At 70.3% G+C, this 15,271-nt stretch carries 9 protein-coding genes; 5 read left to right on the top strand and 4 right to left on the bottom strand.

Going from position 1 to position 15,271, the window contains the following annotated elements:
* Positions 1 to 24: 24 nt before the first annotated feature.
* A complete protein-coding gene (locus tag ACX27O_RS02905) occupies positions 25 to 495 on the bottom strand; it encodes a hypothetical protein (protein WP_247675164.1) in 471 nt (156 codons plus the stop codon).
* 387 nt (positions 496 to 882) lie between these two features.
* On the opposite strand from ACX27O_RS02905, the gene ACX27O_RS02900 reads away from it, so the two are divergent.
* Entirely contained in the window at positions 883 to 1,686 is an 804-nt protein-coding gene (locus ACX27O_RS02900) for an HAD family hydrolase (RefSeq protein WP_030334188.1), read from the top strand.
* Positions 1,687 to 1,753: 67 nt separating this feature from the next.
* Here the strand turns inward: ACX27O_RS02900 and ACX27O_RS02895 are convergent, their stop codons facing one another.
* Positions 1,754 to 2,500: a Fic family protein gene (locus ACX27O_RS02895; protein WP_210858057.1), complete on the bottom strand. Its 747-nt coding sequence runs from the start codon at positions 2,498 to 2,500 to the stop codon at positions 1,754 to 1,756.
* A gap of 475 nt (positions 2,501 to 2,975) precedes the next feature.
* Between ACX27O_RS02895 and acs the strand changes: the two genes are divergently transcribed.
* The 4 genes from acs to ACX27O_RS02875 all read left to right on the top strand — a co-directional run bounded on the left by acs (position 2,976) and on the right by ACX27O_RS02875 (position 11,884).
* Positions 2,976 to 4,940 carry an acetate--CoA ligase gene (gene acs, locus ACX27O_RS02890; protein ID WP_030334184.1) on the top strand — a complete coding sequence of 655 codons (1,965 nt, stop codon included), beginning with the start codon at positions 2,976 to 2,978 and terminating at the stop codon, positions 4,938 to 4,940.
* A gap of 233 nt (positions 4,941 to 5,173) precedes the next feature.
* Entirely contained in the window at positions 5,174 to 7,969 is a 2,796-nt protein-coding gene (locus ACX27O_RS02885) for an immune inhibitor A domain-containing protein (RefSeq protein WP_030334182.1), read from the top strand.
* Positions 7,970 to 8,304: 335 nt separating this feature from the next.
* A complete protein-coding gene (locus ACX27O_RS02880; RefSeq protein ID WP_387220820.1) occupies positions 8,305 to 10,740 on the top strand; it encodes an immune inhibitor A domain-containing protein in 2,436 nt (811 codons plus the stop codon).
* A gap of 211 nt (positions 10,741 to 10,951) precedes the next feature.
* Positions 10,952 to 11,884: an alpha/beta fold hydrolase gene (locus ACX27O_RS02875; RefSeq protein WP_030334178.1), complete on the top strand. Its 933-nt coding sequence runs from the start codon at positions 10,952 to 10,954 to the stop codon at positions 11,882 to 11,884.
* A gap of 4 nt (positions 11,885 to 11,888) precedes the next feature.
* On the opposite strand, the gene ACX27O_RS02870 is transcribed toward ACX27O_RS02875, so the two are convergent.
* Both ACX27O_RS02870 and ACX27O_RS02865 read right to left on the bottom strand, forming a co-directional pair.
* A complete protein-coding gene (locus ACX27O_RS02870) occupies positions 11,889 to 12,254 on the bottom strand; it encodes a hypothetical protein (RefSeq protein ID WP_030334177.1) in 366 nt (121 codons plus the stop codon).
* A complete protein-coding gene (locus ACX27O_RS02865) occupies positions 12,251 to 15,124 on the bottom strand; it encodes an SseB family protein (protein ID WP_210861485.1) in 2,874 nt (957 codons plus the stop codon). Before ACX27O_RS02865 ends, ACX27O_RS02870 begins: the two co-directional genes overlap by 4 nt.
* Positions 15,125 to 15,271 lie beyond the last annotated feature (147 nt).

Raw genomic sequence — 15,271 nt, 5'->3', positions numbered from 1 at the left:
CCGGACGGCTGAAACTGCGTGCGCCTAGAGCGGATCCAGGCGCAGCGCGCCGTTTGCGGAGTAGAAGTACCGGCGTACGTGCGTGGCCCAGTCTTCGATCGTGGGGTCCGCCCCCTGCGACAGCCACTGAGACAGATGCGCGTGCTCGTCGGTGTAGCCGTTGTCCAGGAGCCACTGGAGCGTTTCGCCGGTGCCCGCTCCGAAGATCGCCTGCGCATCGAAGCCGATGCCCAGGTCCATGTCGCCGGTGCGGAACTTCGCCCCGTACAGGCGGGGTGAGTCCGCCGGATCGCCGATCAGGAACAGCAGGAACGCTGCCAGGTAAATCTGCTCGTACTCGTCGTTCTCGCCCGGGTCCGGACCTTCGCGCCACGCTCGTTCGAGGTCGAAGATCTCACGGAGCATCGCGTGCTGGGGAACCGGATCGTCCACGTCAACCATCCGGAGCGCTTCCCGACGCGCGACCGGACTGGAGAGGTCCAACGGCGTGGCCATGGGGGCAGGCTAGTCGGCGTGCGGCTCATCAGCGTGAGCTGCGGTGGCGCGCTCCCACCGGAAAGGGACGACCCCCGTCGGGGGGAGACGGGGGTCGTCGGAGGTTCGGCTCCGGGGGGGTCGAGCCGAACCACTCAGCGGTCACGGGGGGTGCAACCGCTGAGGGTCTGCCTGTTTCGAGGATGTGAAAGCTCGTCGTACGGACAAGTCTGCCTGAGCGGGCCCGTCACGTCGAGTGGTGCCGACTCCACTCAGTGCGAAAATCTCCTCGCAGAGTGTGAGCGTGATCACGCGGAGCGGAGATGGTGCTGCCAGCCCGCAGGTCTGAGGGGTGGCATGACCCCGGGCACCCGCCGACGATAGACCATCCGGCTAGACTTTCGCGCCGTGGGCCGAAGTGCCGCTTTCTTCGATCTGGACAAGACCGTCATCGCCAAGTCGAGCGCCCTGGCGTTCGGTCGGCCGTTCTACCGGGACGGGCTGATCACTCGGCGTGACGTGGTCAAGTCGGCGTACGCGCAGCTGATGTTCCGGCTGGGCGGCACCGACGAGCAGACCATGGCCCGAACACGGGACTACCTGGCTGCGCTCTGCAAGGGCTGGCAGGTGGAGCAGGTCCGCCAGATCGTCGCGGAGACGCTGCACGAGCTGATCAACCCTTATGTGTACGCGGAAGCCGCCGCTCTGATCGAGGAGCACCAGGCGGCTGGGCGGGACGTGGTGCTGGTGTCGGCCTCCGGCGAGGAGATGGTCCGGCCGATCGGCGAGCTGCTCGGGGTGACCGACGTGATCGCCACCCGGATGACGGTGCGCGACGGCCGGTACAGCGGCGAGGTCGAGTTCTACGCGGCGGGCCCGAGCAAGGTGGAGGCGGTCAGCGAGTTGGCCGCCGTCCGGGGTTACGACCTGGCTGATTCGTACGCCTATTCTGACTCGTACAGCGATCGTCCGCTCCTGGAGTGCGTGGGCCACCCGAGCGTGGTCAACCCGGACCGGCAGCTGCGCAAGTTGGCGTCGGAGAACGCGTGGCCGGTGCTGGAGTTCCGGCACCCGATCCCGCTGGGCCGGCGCTGGCGGGAACGGCCTGCGGTTCCGGTGGCCGCGGCGGCCCTGGGGGTCGGGGTGGGTGTGGCCATCGGCATCGCCTGGTACGGGCGGCACCGTCGCACCCGGGCCGCCACCACCGCCTGACCGTTCCTCGCCCACCTGCCCAGGCCTTCAGGTCGCGGGACGGGCCGTTCCGGGGTGGCGGGACTGATCAGGCGGCGGCGAGGATCTCGTCTCCGATGGTGGTGAGCTGGTCGGCGCCGACCTCGACGGCCGCCATGTAGTGGCGTAGCCAGGAGCGCAGCCCGTCGGGGGTGCCGGTGGCGAAGGCACCGGCCGCGCCGACGTACTCCGGTTCCCGCTCGCGGTGCCCGACGTCGACGGCGAGCAGGCCACGCGGGTCGAGGCCGGTGGCGAGCAGCACCAGCCGGGCGGCTCCGCGCGCCACGACGCCGGACGGCCCGGCGAACGGGCGCAGGTTCAGCAGCTCCCCGTGGACGACGGCGGCGAGCACCAACGGGGAGACCTTCGTGCCACCGGCGATGAGGCCGGCGAGCCCGTCCAGCCGGGTGGCGACGACGGGGTCGGCCACCGGGCGGCCCAGTTCGGCTTCCGGCACCAGGTCCCGGGCGGCGAGCACGTGCAGCTTCGCGAGTGCCTGGCGGGGCGCCTTCGGCCACAGCTCGCTCAGGCCCGGCAACGCCCCGGCGACGCGCAGCGCCCCTTGCAGCACCGGGTCGGTGACGGTGCCGGCCCGGACGGCTTCGCGCTCGTGTCCGGCCCCCTCCAGGGCGGCGCTGGCCACCGCGCAGCGCAGGCTGACCTCGGCGGCGACCTGTCCGCCGTGCCGGCGCAGCGCCCGGTGCCCGAGCGCCTGGTCGAACCGTTCGCGGGCCTGCTCGACGGCGGCGGCGATGTCGGCGAGCGCGAGCAACGGGGCGAGCGGGTCGGTGGTCACCCCGTCACGCTAACGACCCGACCCGACCCGGCGGGCCGCACCCGCCCGCAACGCGACCCGGACCACCCGAGCCGCCCCGCCCCGACCCGATCCGGCCCGGCGCGGCACGGCACGCCGCGGCCACGGCCCGGCGCGGCCACGGCCCGACCCGATCCGGCCCGACGCGGCCACGGCCCGGCGCGGTCACGACCCGACGCGGCCACGGCCCGACGCGGCCACGGCACGCCGCAAGGTCAACACGGGTTTCTTGAAGTCGGGGCGTCCACCTCACCAGGACGCCCCGACTTCAAGGAACCCGTGTCGATCAAGGCGCCCCGCGCAGACGACCCGGGCGGGGACCGGCCAGCACGGGCCGTCGGGCGCGCGGCGGGGGCCACTCGGCGCGACGGAGTGGGCAGCCGTGGCCGGCCGAGAGCCCCGCGACTACCCTCGTGCCATCGAGACCCAGGTCACCCCGAGGATGAGGAGTCACGGCATGAGCGAGGCATTGGCCAATCTGCTGAACGAGACGCGCCAGTTCCCCCCGCCGGCCGAACTCGCCGCGCACGCCAACGTCACCGTCGACGCGTATGCCGAGGCCGAGGCCGACCGGCTGGCCTTCTGGGCGAAGCAGGCCGACCGGCTGGCCTGGTCGAAGAAGTGGGATGAGGTGCTCGACTGGTCGAATCCGCCGTTCGCGAAGTGGTTCGTGGGTGGGCAGCTCAACGTCGCGTACAACTGCCTGGACCGGCACGTCGAGGCGGGCCTGGGCGACAAGGTGGCGATCCACTGGGAGGGCGAGCCGGGCGACACCCGCACCATCACGTACGCGGACCTGCACGCGCTGACCTGCCGGGCGGCGAACGCGCTCACCGACCTGGGGGTGACCGCCGGCGACCGGGTGGCGATCTACCTGCCGATGATCCCGGAGGCCGCGGTGGCCATGCTGGCCTGCGCCCGGATCGGCGCCGCGCACAGCGTGGTCTTCGGTGGTTTCTCCGCCGACTCGTTGAGCAACCGGATCCAGGACGCCAGCGCCAAGGTGGTGATCACCGCCGATGGTGGTTACCGGCGGGGCAAGCCGTCGGCGTTGAAGCCCACCGTGGACGAGGCGGTGGCGAACTCCCCGTCGGTGGAGCACGTGCTCGTGGTTCGCCGCACCGGCGAGGACGTGGCGTGGTCGGAGAAGGACCACTGGTGGCACGAGACGGTGGAGACCGCCTCGGCCGAGCACACCGCGCAGCCGTTCGACGCCGAGCACCCGCTGTTCATCCTGTACACCAGCGGCACCACGGCCCGCCCGAAGGGCATCCTGCACACCACCGGCGGCTACCTCACCCAGGCGTCGTACACGACGCACGCGGTGTTCGACCTGAAGCCGGAGACCGACGTCTACTGGTGCACCGCCGACATCGGCTGGGTCACCGGGCACTCCTACATCGTGTACGGCCCGCTCTCCAACGGCGCCACCCAGGTGATGTACGAGGGCACCCCGGACACGCCGCACAAGGGCCGGTTCTGGGAGATCGTCGACAAGTACGGGGTGAGCATCCTGTACACCGCGCCCACCCTGATCCGGACGATGATGAAGTGGGGCGACGACATCCCGGCCGGCTTCGACCTGTCCTCGCTGCGCCTGCTGGGCAGCGTCGGCGAGCCGATCAACCCGGAGGCGTGGATGTGGTACCGCCAGCACGTCGGCCGGGGCGAGCTGCCGGTCGTGGACACCTGGTGGCAGACCGAGACGGGCTCCATCATGATCTCGCCGTTGCCGGGGGTCACCGCGGCCAAGCCGGGTTCGGCGATGACGCCGCTGCCGGGCATCGTGGCCGACGTGGTGGACGACCAGGGCCAGTCGGTGCCGAACGGTGGTGGCGGCTACCTGGTGCTGCGTGAGCCGTGGCCGTCGATGCTGCGCACCATCTGGGGTGACGACGACCGGTTCATCGACACGTACTGGTCGCGTTTCCAGGGGATGTACTTCGCCGGCGACGGCGCGAAGAAGGACGACGACGGGCACATCTGGCTGCTCGGCCGGGTGGACGACGTGATGTTGGTGTCCGGGCACAACATCTCGACGACCGAGGTGGAGTCGGCGTTGGTGTCGCACCCGTCGGTGGCCGAGGCCGCGGTCGTGGGCGCCACCGACCCGACCACCGGTCAGGCGATCGTCGCGTTCGCCATTCCGCGGGGCAGCACTGACATCAGTGGTGACGCGGGCGAGCAGCTCATCGCCGACCTGCGCAACCATGTGTCGAAGACGCTCGGCCCGATCGCCAAGCCGCGCCAGATCATGCTGGTGCCGGAGCTGCCGAAGACCCGCTCCGGCAAGATCATGCGTCGGTTGCTGCGGGACGTGGCGGAGAACCGGTCGCTCGGCGACGTGACCACGTTGCAGGACTCCTCGGTGATGGACCTGATCTCTTCGGGGATGGGCGGCGCGAAGTCCGACGAGGACTGAAGGTAGGCGTACCCCAACGGTGGGTGGCGGTCCGGACGGGCCGTCACCCACCGTCGTCTTTTGTGGAGGCACGTCCGTCGCACATATGTGATACGGGAGTTAAACAGATAACGCATCGATCACGATCCCGCCGTACGGGTTGTTTGTCATTTAGTTTCACGCTCGTCGGGCGGCCCCGATGAGCCCACGCCACCGGATCCGGCCGACGTCCTCTGCCCGAGAAACGGAGTGGCATGAACAGAAACTCCCGTCCGGGGTCGCGCCGACGACTACTCGTCGCGCTACCCGTCATCGCCCTCGCGGCCACGTCACTGACCGTGAGTGGCAGCGCGGCCGCCAAGCCTTCGTCCGACACCCCGCGGGCGGTGATCGGGGCGGACGAGTACTACATCAACTACGCCGAGCCCGAGGTGCAGCCGGACACCGCCGGCCGTGAGGTGAAGGGCAAGGGTGGCGTCTACACCCCTGCCGTGGAGTCCGCGCGCGAGTTCGACCAGAAGCACGCCCGGGGCAACCCGGTGACGGCGCGGCAGCTGGCCAAGGACGAGGCCAAGTCGCTGAAGACGGGCCAGAACCCGCGCAAGTTCAAGAAGGCGCCGACCACCCAGACGGCGAAGTTGCTGACGCTGCTTGTCGAGTTCAACGACAAGGCCAACGACGACTTCACCGATGTGATGGTCCCCAAGACGGTGTTCGAGGACCGCACCTGCGTGCCCGGCACGGTCCAGAACGGCCCGAAGCACAACAAGATCCCGGACCCGGCGCGCCTGCCCCACGAGGACAACAACTCGATGTGGGTGCCGGACTTCTCGCCGCAGCACTACAACAAGATGCTGTACAGCAAGAAGGGCATCACCGAGCGGGTCCGCACGGACCTGAAGGGCCCGGACGGCAAGAAGGGCATCGACCTGTCCGGTCGCACCATGCACAACATGTACCTGGAGATGTCCAAGAACGCGTACACGGTGGACGGGCAGGCCAGCCCGTGGATCACCGTGCCGCACTCGGAGGGCTGGTACGCGGCCAACCGCTGCTTCCAGGACGAGACCGGCGCCTGGGTTCCCGGCCGTGAGCAGTCGATGAACGGCCACCCGGACAACCCGGCCGGCGCGGGCCGCCTGGCGACCGACGCGATCGACGCGCTCGTCGCGAAGGACCCGAACTTCCCGTGGGCCGACTACGACATCGAGGACCAGGCTGACCGCGACGGTGACGGCAACGTCTTCGAGCCGGACGGCGTGATCGACCACCTCGTGCTGGTGCACGCCGGTCAGGGCAAGTCCCGTGGTGGCGGCGCCGAGGGCGTGTACGCCGTGTGGGCGCACTCCTCCACGGTCGCCGGTGGCTACACCATCCCGGGCACCAACATCAAGGCGTCGAACTACATCGTGCAGCCGGAGGACGCCGGTGTCGGCGTCTTCGCTCACGAGTTCGGCCACGACCTGGGCCTGCCGGACCTCTACGACACGTCCGGCAACGCCGACTCCGACGTGGACTTCTGGGACCTGATGGCCTCGGGCTCGCACTCGGGTGAGATCTTCCAGGCGCTGCCGACGCACATGGGCATCTGGGACAAGTGGGTGCTCGGTTGGGCCGACCCGCTGACCATCCGCCCCGGGTCGAACCCGCGCGAGGTGAAGCTCGGCCAGACCTCACGCACCCCGATCGACTCCGAGGACGGCATCAAGGTCGACCTGCCGGACAAGGTGACGACGCTGGCGACCCCGCACAGCGGCACCAAGATGTGGCACAGCAACAACGACCAGGAGTGGGCCGACGTCAAGCTCAGCCGCTCGGTCGACGTGCCGGCGGCCGCCGACTCGAAGTTCTGGATGTGGAACAACTACATCATCGAGGAGGACTGGGACTACGGCTTCGTCGAGCTCTCCACCGACGGCGGCACGACCTGGACCGAGCAGAAGGTGTACGACGAGGGTGGCACTGTTGTCACCACGCCGGACGGTTACCCGGACCCGAACGGCCGGATGAACGACTTCGGCGGCAAGAAGTACGGCCTGACCGGCAGCACCGACGGCTGGCGGCACGACTACGTCGACCTGTCGGCGTACGCGGGCACGACAGTGCAGCTGCGGCTGCGCCTCGCCACCGACGAGGCCTTCGAGGAGCGCAACTGGTTCGTCGACGACTTCTCGGTCACCGGCGGCGGCGCCACCACCTGGAGTGACGACGTCGAGGGCGGCGACAACGGCTGGACCGCCACCGGCGGCACCTTCGTCGACACCACCGGCGCGGGCTGGAAGGTCTCCAGCGGCACCGAGGTCCACGCCCAGTACTACCTGGCGGAGTGGCGCAACTTCGACGGCTTCGACAAGGGCCTGCAGTACACCTACGACACCATCTACTCCCACGAGGCGTGGAAGGTCGACCGGATCAAGTACAACGCGCCGGGCATGCTGGTCTGGTACCGGGACACCGCGCTCGGCGACGTCAACCACGTCACCGGGCAGATGACCGCGCTGCCCAGCTACGGCGCGAAGGGCGGCCTGCTCATCGTCGACTCGCACTTCGACCCGTACCGGCGTACGGGTGAGGCGGCGGAGAAGGACCCGTCGGTGACGGACAACCTGCCCAGCCGTCCGCAGTCGTCGAACGCGGCCTTCTCGTTGCAGCGGACCTACCCGTTCACCGAGTGCCTGGAGGCGGCGGACGAGCCGTACAGCTCGTACTGCACGAAGTTCAAGGGCCAGGCGCCGGTCAAGGCGTTCACCGACGCCAAGGGCTGGTACCCGGGCATCGAGATGCGCGATGGCGCGGCGTACGCCCGGGACAACGACGCGTCGGTGGTCCTGCCGTCGCGTGACAACGCGCCGTACACCACCCGGGTCACCAACCCGGACGGCAGCCCGGCGCCGGAGTTCTACGGCGTGACCCTGGGCGGTGGCGCGATCGTGCTCGGCACCGGCAACCCCGGTGACCAGGGTGTGAACTACGGCGTCTCGCTCACCATCAAGAAGGCGGCCGCGGACAACTCGTCCGCCACGATCTACGTGACGCCGGCCAAGAAGTAACGGTTTCGCAGATCGACAAGTGTAACGGTGGGGCCGGTGGCGGAGACGCTGCCGGCCCCACTGTCGTAAGTGCGATCAAACTGATCGAGGGATGTCGTTGTATACGTTCGCGTCTGGGTCTGCGCTGCTCAGCGCGGCTGATGAACCGGTGGGGTGTGACGGTGAAAAGCATTCCCAACAAAATCTTGCAACAAATCGACGCGTTCGTCTTCCCACCCGTCCCGCCAGTGTCTAAGTTCACCATTGGTCCCACTAGTGGGATCGATCTCCCACCGGCCCGTACCCCCGTTGGGCCGGTTCCCTCACACCGGAGGTACCACGTGCGCAAAGTCGCAGTGGGTCTGCTCGGGCTCTCACTGACGGCGACAGGCCTGGCTTTCGGCCCGTCCGCCTCGGCGGCGCCTCAGCCCAAACTGCCGGCCGCGGCACCGGCCGCTGCCGAACCACAGGCACTGAAGGATGAGCTCCCCGACAAGCTCGAGGACAAGCGCCGCGAGCTGCGTGAGCAGGGCCTCGCCGACGTGCTGAGCGGGCGCAGCAAGCCGATCGAGCGCAACGGCAGCACTGTCGTCAAGGTCGGCCAGGTCGGCAAGACGGGCACCAACGCCAAGGCGCGCTCCGCCGCCGGCGGCGGCCAGGAGACCAGGGATCAGTACGTCGAGCTCAAGCGTGAGCGGACCGACAAGATCTTCGTGATCCTGGCCGAGTTCGGCGACGAGCGCCACCCGTCCTACCCGGACAAGGACATGAACCCGGACATCGCCGGCCCGGCGACGTTCGACGGTCCGTTGCACAACAAGATCCCCGAGCCCAACCGGGCCGTGGACAACTCCACCATCTGGCAGCCGGACTTCAGCCCGGAGCACTTCCGCCAGCTCTACTTCGGCACCAACCCGGGCGACGAGTCGCTCAAGCAGTACTACGAGGCGCAGTCCTCCGGTCGCTACACCGTCGAGGGTGAGGTGACCGACTGGGTCAAGGTCCGGTACAACGAGGCCCGTTACGGTCGCTCCGACGACCCGAAGGCCGACGACGACCCGACCGGCGACCCCGCCGTCTGCGGCGACAACGTCTGCTCGAACACCTGGAACCTGATCCGCGACGCCGCCAACCAGTGGGTCGCCGACCAGAAGGCCAAGGGCCGGACGGACGAGCAGATCGCCGCCGAGATGAAGTCCTTCGACCAGTGGGACCGTTTCGACTACGACGGTGACGGCGACTTCAACGAGTCGGACGGCTACATCGACCACTTCCAGATCGTCCACTCCGGCGGCGACCAGGCCGACGGTGACCCGCAGCAGGGTGAGGACGCGATCTGGAGCCACCGTTGGTCGGCGTTCAACAGCTCGCCCGTGGGCCCGCCGAACTTCCCGATCGGCGGCACCCAGATCGGCAACACCGGCGTCTGGATCCGCGACTACACGATCCAGCCGGAGAACGGCGGCCGCAGCGTCTTCTACCACGAGTACGGCCACGACCTGGGCCTGCCGGACGACTACGGCCCGGCCGACAACAGCAACGAGCACTGGACCCTGATGGCCCAGAGCCGGCTCGGCGCGAAGAACGACGCCGGCATCGGCGACCGTGGCGGCGACCTCGGCGCGTGGAACAAGTTCCAGCTCGGCTGGCTCGACTACGAGGTGGTCGCGGCAGGGCAGAAGCAGACGCTGAAGCTCGGCCCACAGGAATACAACTCGAAGGAAGCACAGGCCGTCGTGGTCGTGCTGCCCAAGAGGGAATACACCTTCAACTACGGTCCGCCGTTCGAGGGCTCCAAGCAGTACTTCTCCGGTAACGAGGACAACCTCGACAGCAAGATGACGAGGACGTTCGACCTCACCGGCAAGTCCGCGGCGGCGCTGTCGCTCAAGGGCAAGTACAGCATCGAAGCGGGTTACGACTACCTCTACTTCGAGGCGTCGACAGACGGCGGTCAGTCCTGGACCGACCTGGACGGCACTGTCAACGGCAAGCCGATCGGCGTGGACGGTGCCGGTCGCCCGGCCCTCGCCGGCAGCAGCAACGGCGCCTGGGCGGACATCAACATCCCGCTGACCTCGGTCGCCGGCAAGTCGGCGCAGGTCCGCCTGCACTACGTCACCGACGGTGGCGTCTCCGAGGGCGGCTTCTTCGGTGACGCGATCACCGTGACCGCCGACGGCCAGACCGTGTTCAGCGACGGCGCCGAGACCGACGCCGGCTGGAACCTGGAGAAGTTCGAGGTGGTCGGGGCGACCTACACCCGACTGTTCGACAACTTCTACATCGCCGGCAACCGGTCGTACGTCTCGTACGACAAGTACCTGAAGACCGGCCCGTACTTCTTCGGCTACGCGAACACCCGCCCGGACTGGGTGGACCACTACGCGTACCAGGAGGGCCTGCTCATCTCGTACTGGAACACCCGGTTCTCCGACAACAACACCGCCCCGGCCTCCCCGACCAACCCGGGTGGTCACCCCGGTGAGGGTCGCAACCTGTACATCGACGCGCACCCGCGCCCGATCTACAACCTGACCGGGGCACCGTGGCGGGCCCGCGTCCAGATGTACGACGCACCGTTCAGCCTGAACAAGGCCGACTCGTTCACCCTGCACCTCAACAGCCAGCCGCAGTACATCCGTGGCCAGGCCGCTGAGCCGCTGTTCGACGACACCAAGAAGTACTTCTACGAGGAACTGCCGAACCACGGCGTCAAGCTCCCCGCGACCGGTGTCAAGATCAAGGTTCTGGAGCAGGACGGCACCTCGATGAAGATCCGGATCAGCTGACCACTGATCCCGCACCAACCAGCGACGCCCGGGCAGGTCAACTGCCCGGGCGTCGCCCGTTGTACGACACCCGCTGACGACGCGGACCGGCTTCTCCGAGGGACGGTCGAGGCGGCTCCCCTGGCCCCCGGTCCGGGACAACCCGGGGCTTTCCCCTGTTCAACGCGACCACCGGGGCCGCCTGCGGCAACCGGGTCCTAGGCTGTCTGCCATGACCGACCAGCGCGACGGAGCCGTCGACGAGTCCTGTGTCCTCACCGAGGGGCCGTGGACGCACCGTTTCGTCGGTGCCAACGGCAGCCGGTTCCACGTGGTCGAGGCCGGCACCGGGCCTATGGTGCTCTTCCTGCACGGCTTCCCCGAGCACTGGTGGGCCTGGCACCAGATGCTGCCGGCGATCGCCGACGCCGGCTTCCGGGCGGTCGCCGTCGACCTACGCGGCTACGGCGCCAGCGACAAACCACCACGGGGGTACGACGGCTACACCCTCGCCGCCGACATCGCCGGGCTGATCCGCGCGCTCGGTGAACGATCCGCGACCATCGTCGGCAGCGGACTCGGCGGCATGGTGGCCTGGACGGTGGCCTCGTTCCACCCGTCCCTGGTCCGCCGGCTCGTGGTGCTGGCGGCACCGCACCCGTTGCGGCTGCGCGCCGCCATCTTCGCCGACCCACGCGGGCAGTTCACCGCCTCCACGCCGGCGTTGAAGTTCCAGCTACCCCGTTACGAGCACGTGCTGACCCGCGACGGCGCCGCGGCGGTCGGCGAGATCATGCGCCGCTGGGGCGGCCCACAGTGGGTGGCCGGGCCGGACTTCGAGGCGTACGCCGAGCGGTGCCGGGAGGCGATGTGCATCCCGCAGGCCGCGTTCTGCGCGCTGGAGGGTTACCGCTGGGCGTTCCGCTCCCTGCTGCGGCTGCACGGCTACCGGTTCGTCCGCCTGATGCAGAAGCCGCTGTCCACCCCGACCCTGCAACTGCACGGCGCCCTGGACGCCGCCTCCCTGCCCCGGACCGCACTGGGCTCCGGCCGGTACGTCGTCGCCCCGTACGAGTGGCGACTGCTCGACGGGGTGGGGCACTTCCCGCACCTGGAGGCACCGGAGCTGGTGCTCGGTGAGATCCTGCGGTGGGCGAAGACCTGACGCGTCAGACCCGCTGTTCGCGCAGGTCGGTGACCTCGGCGGCCGGTGCCCAACCCTGGTAGACGCCGAAGTCGAAGACCTCCAGCCGCATCGCCTCGGCCACCGGCCAGCGACCACCGGTGTACTCCACCCGCAGCCACGCGTCGTGCTCGCCGAGCACGATGAACGGCTGCCCCTTCCAGGTGCAGGTGGTCCGCACGTACGCCAGATCCTCGATCTCGCTCGCCGGCAGCACCCGGACGTAACGGCCCGCCCGGACCTCCTCGAAGCCCTCACCGGGCTCGGGCTGGTAGAGGCGGATGTCGTCGCCGTCCGGGCTGGCCTGGTATTCCCGGCCCTGCCACCGGGCCACGTAACCGTCGCGCATCACGCCTCCCCGACCCGTCGCCAGGTGACCGAGTCGGTGTCCAACTCCGCGACCACCCGCTCGGTGCCGTCCGCGCCGATCCGCCAGAGTTGGGCTCCGTGCGGCAGGCGCGCGCTGTCCACTTTGAACTCGGCCACCACGTCGCTGCTCTCACCCGGAGCGAAGCCGTTGCCCCGGAAAGGCGGGCGTTCGATGACCCAGCCCTCCATGGCCCGCATCGCCGACTCGTTCTGACCGCCGTAGGGGATGCGGTAGAGGCTCGGCCGGTGCGCCGGCCAGCGCAGCACGTAGATCTCGTCGGCGTCCGGGGCGAACGGCGAGCCGGGGTAGCTGAGGCCGAGCGCCTCGTGCAGCTGAGCCGGTGTGGTCAGGTGGGACAGTTCGCCGGCCCGGTGCACGAACCCGGACACCCGGTCGTACCCACGGTCCAGGTAGTACGCGAGCTGGCTCGGTGCGATCGCCTTCTGCATGACCGTCGGGCGGGTCGGGTCGACAGCCGTCGGGGCGTACCGGGGGCGGGCGGCCGGTTCGGCCGCGGCTGGTGCCTCCACCTGGTCGACTTCCAGGTCGTCGCCGAGCCCCACCTCGGCGGCCCAGTTGGCCAACGCGACGATCTGCTCGCCGGGCAACTTGGCACCGACCGGCGTGCCCGGGTTGACGGCGAACGACCAGTCCTCGTCGGGCCAGCGCCGGATCAGTTGGGCGAACTTCACCCGGACCGTGTCGACGTCCCCGTCGACGTGGTCGGCGAGGCGCTCCGGCGACGTGTAGACCACCACGTACGTCTCGCCGTCGAGTTGCCCGGTACGCCAGACGAAGCCGGGATCTCCCGGGCGGCTTCCCGCCGCCGAGTCCGGTGCCGCCGGAAGCAGCACCCGGGCCAGCAGCAGGGTGGACAGGAAGGTGTCGGTGCTGCCGGAGCTGGCGGCGCTGAGCAGGTCCTCCTCGACCGTGTTGGCCGGCTCGAACTCGACCGGCGCCGGCTCGTCGGCCGGCGGGTGCGGACCGTCGCCGCCGAACACGCTCTCGCCGCCGAACATGCTTTCAGCGCCGGTCTGCTCCGAACCGGTCAGGCCGGCCGACGGGGCACCGCTGTCGGCGCGGTCGGCACCGAGCGGGGTGTCGACACGGCCGCCGAAACCCGGATCATCGAGGCCACCGCCGGCCTCCGTCGGAATCGAGGGGTGCGGGACGGGCGGGCTCGCAACCGGTTGGCCGAGGTTGAACGACGCGGGAGCGGAGGGGCCGGGGGGCGACGGATCGAACAGGCCGGGGCCGGGGGGCGACGAGCCGAACGGCGGCGGGGTGGCCTCGGCGGGGCTGGGGCCGGGAGGCGAGGGAACGAACAGGCCCGGACCGGGGGACGGCGAGCCGAACGGTGGCGGGGCGGCCTCGGCGGGGCCGGGCCGGTGGGCCGTCTCGGCCGGCGCGCCGCTCTCGACCGGGTCGGTGAGGTCGCGGGACTCGATGATGGTGCCCTCGATGACGATGGGCGTGAAGCCGCGGCGCGGCGCGGGTGGCCCGGAGACCGGTTCCGCGACGGACTCCGGCAGGTCCTCCGCCGGCCCGAACCGGCCCGGCCGGTCCTGCGGGATCGCCTGCGTCGCCTCCGCCGAAGGGTCGGGCCGCCCAGGCGCACCTGTCAGGGGAGGCTCAGCGGTCACCCGGAACGCGCGGGTGGGCTCCTCGGCAAGCGGGTTGTGCCGACGCGGCGGCAGCGGCTGGGTGATCTCCTCGCCGGATGCCGGTGCGTCCACGCCCCGGGACGTGCCGAGGCCGCCCTCCGGCCGACGGATCGGCTGGGTGGCTGCCGGGTCCGCTGCCACCTGGAAGGCCCTCGTCGCCGGCTCGTCGGCTGGCGCATCGGCTGGGCGACGGCGCGGAAAGGGCTGACTGCCTCGCCCGAACCGGGTCGGCGGGGCCGCCCGGTCACCCTGACGACCCCCGCTCGGGGCCGGATCACGGGCGGGGCTCGGGTCGAAGAAGGAGCGCCGGGGTGCCGCTTGGGGACCGCTGTTGCCGTTGCCCACGGCGGGGCCGTCGTCGACCGGCCGGGTCGGCGCCGGCCAGCCCCCGCTCGGCCCCTGCTGCTCGGTGGTGGGGGCGGCGGACGCCAACGGGGTGAACCGGGACGGCCGGCCGGTGCGGGGCAGGGCTCCGGCGCCGGGTGCGGGCCGGGGCGGCTCGCTCGGGTGCCGCTGGCCGGCGGCGGGCAGGTCCTCCTGGCCGGCGCGGCGCGGCGGCTCGGCGGGAACCGGTGGCCGGGGTGCCGGGCCCGGCACCGACGGCGTACCGACCCGGGGCAGCCCGCCCCGGCTGGGCCTTCGGGGCGCGATCGGAACACTCTCGGGCGCGGGCGAGGCAGCCCCGGTCGCCGGGGCCGATCCGGCGGCTGACGCGGCGTCGCGAGGTGGCATGCCGGGCCGGGTGCGGGCCAACGTCTCGGCTCGCTCCAGCCGAGCGCGGGCACCCATGGCCCGGCCGGGCAGTCGCACGTCGCCCCGGGACAGCTGCGACACGAACCAGGCCGGCAGGTAACCCTCGACCGGCAGCCCTGGGTTGACGGCGAGCCACCACTCATGGTTGGGCCAACCGGCCGCGAGATCGGCGAAGGGGATGCGGCGGTTGCTGCCGGCGTTGTCGCCCAGGCAGGCCCGCAGTGCGGCGGCGGAGGTGAAGGCCAGGACGTGGGTCCGGCCGCCGGTGGTCCAGGTGCCCCATCCGGCGGGTGGCTGGCCGGGCCGCGTCGGCGCGGAGATCGGCAGCAGCACATCGGTGCGGGACAGGAGCCGGAAGTAGAGCTCCTGGTCGTTGGCGCGCAGCGCGTCGCGCATCGCCACCTCGGCCTCCGTGGCCGGCTCCCATGCGGTCACGGCCACCTCCCCTTCCGAGAACAGGCCACAGGTATCGCGTACAACCTACAAGGTGGCACCAAGATCACAATGGCAGGCCGGCGGCGGTCGGTCAGGGTGTCGAGGAGGCGATAACATCCCGTTCCGGAGCCGACACGATACGGAGGG

The sequence above is a fragment of the Micromonospora sp. SD19 genome (assembly GCF_054462275.1).
The sequence above is the reverse complement of the archived record's forward strand: the minus strand, read 5'-3'. Positions and strand labels throughout refer to the sequence as shown.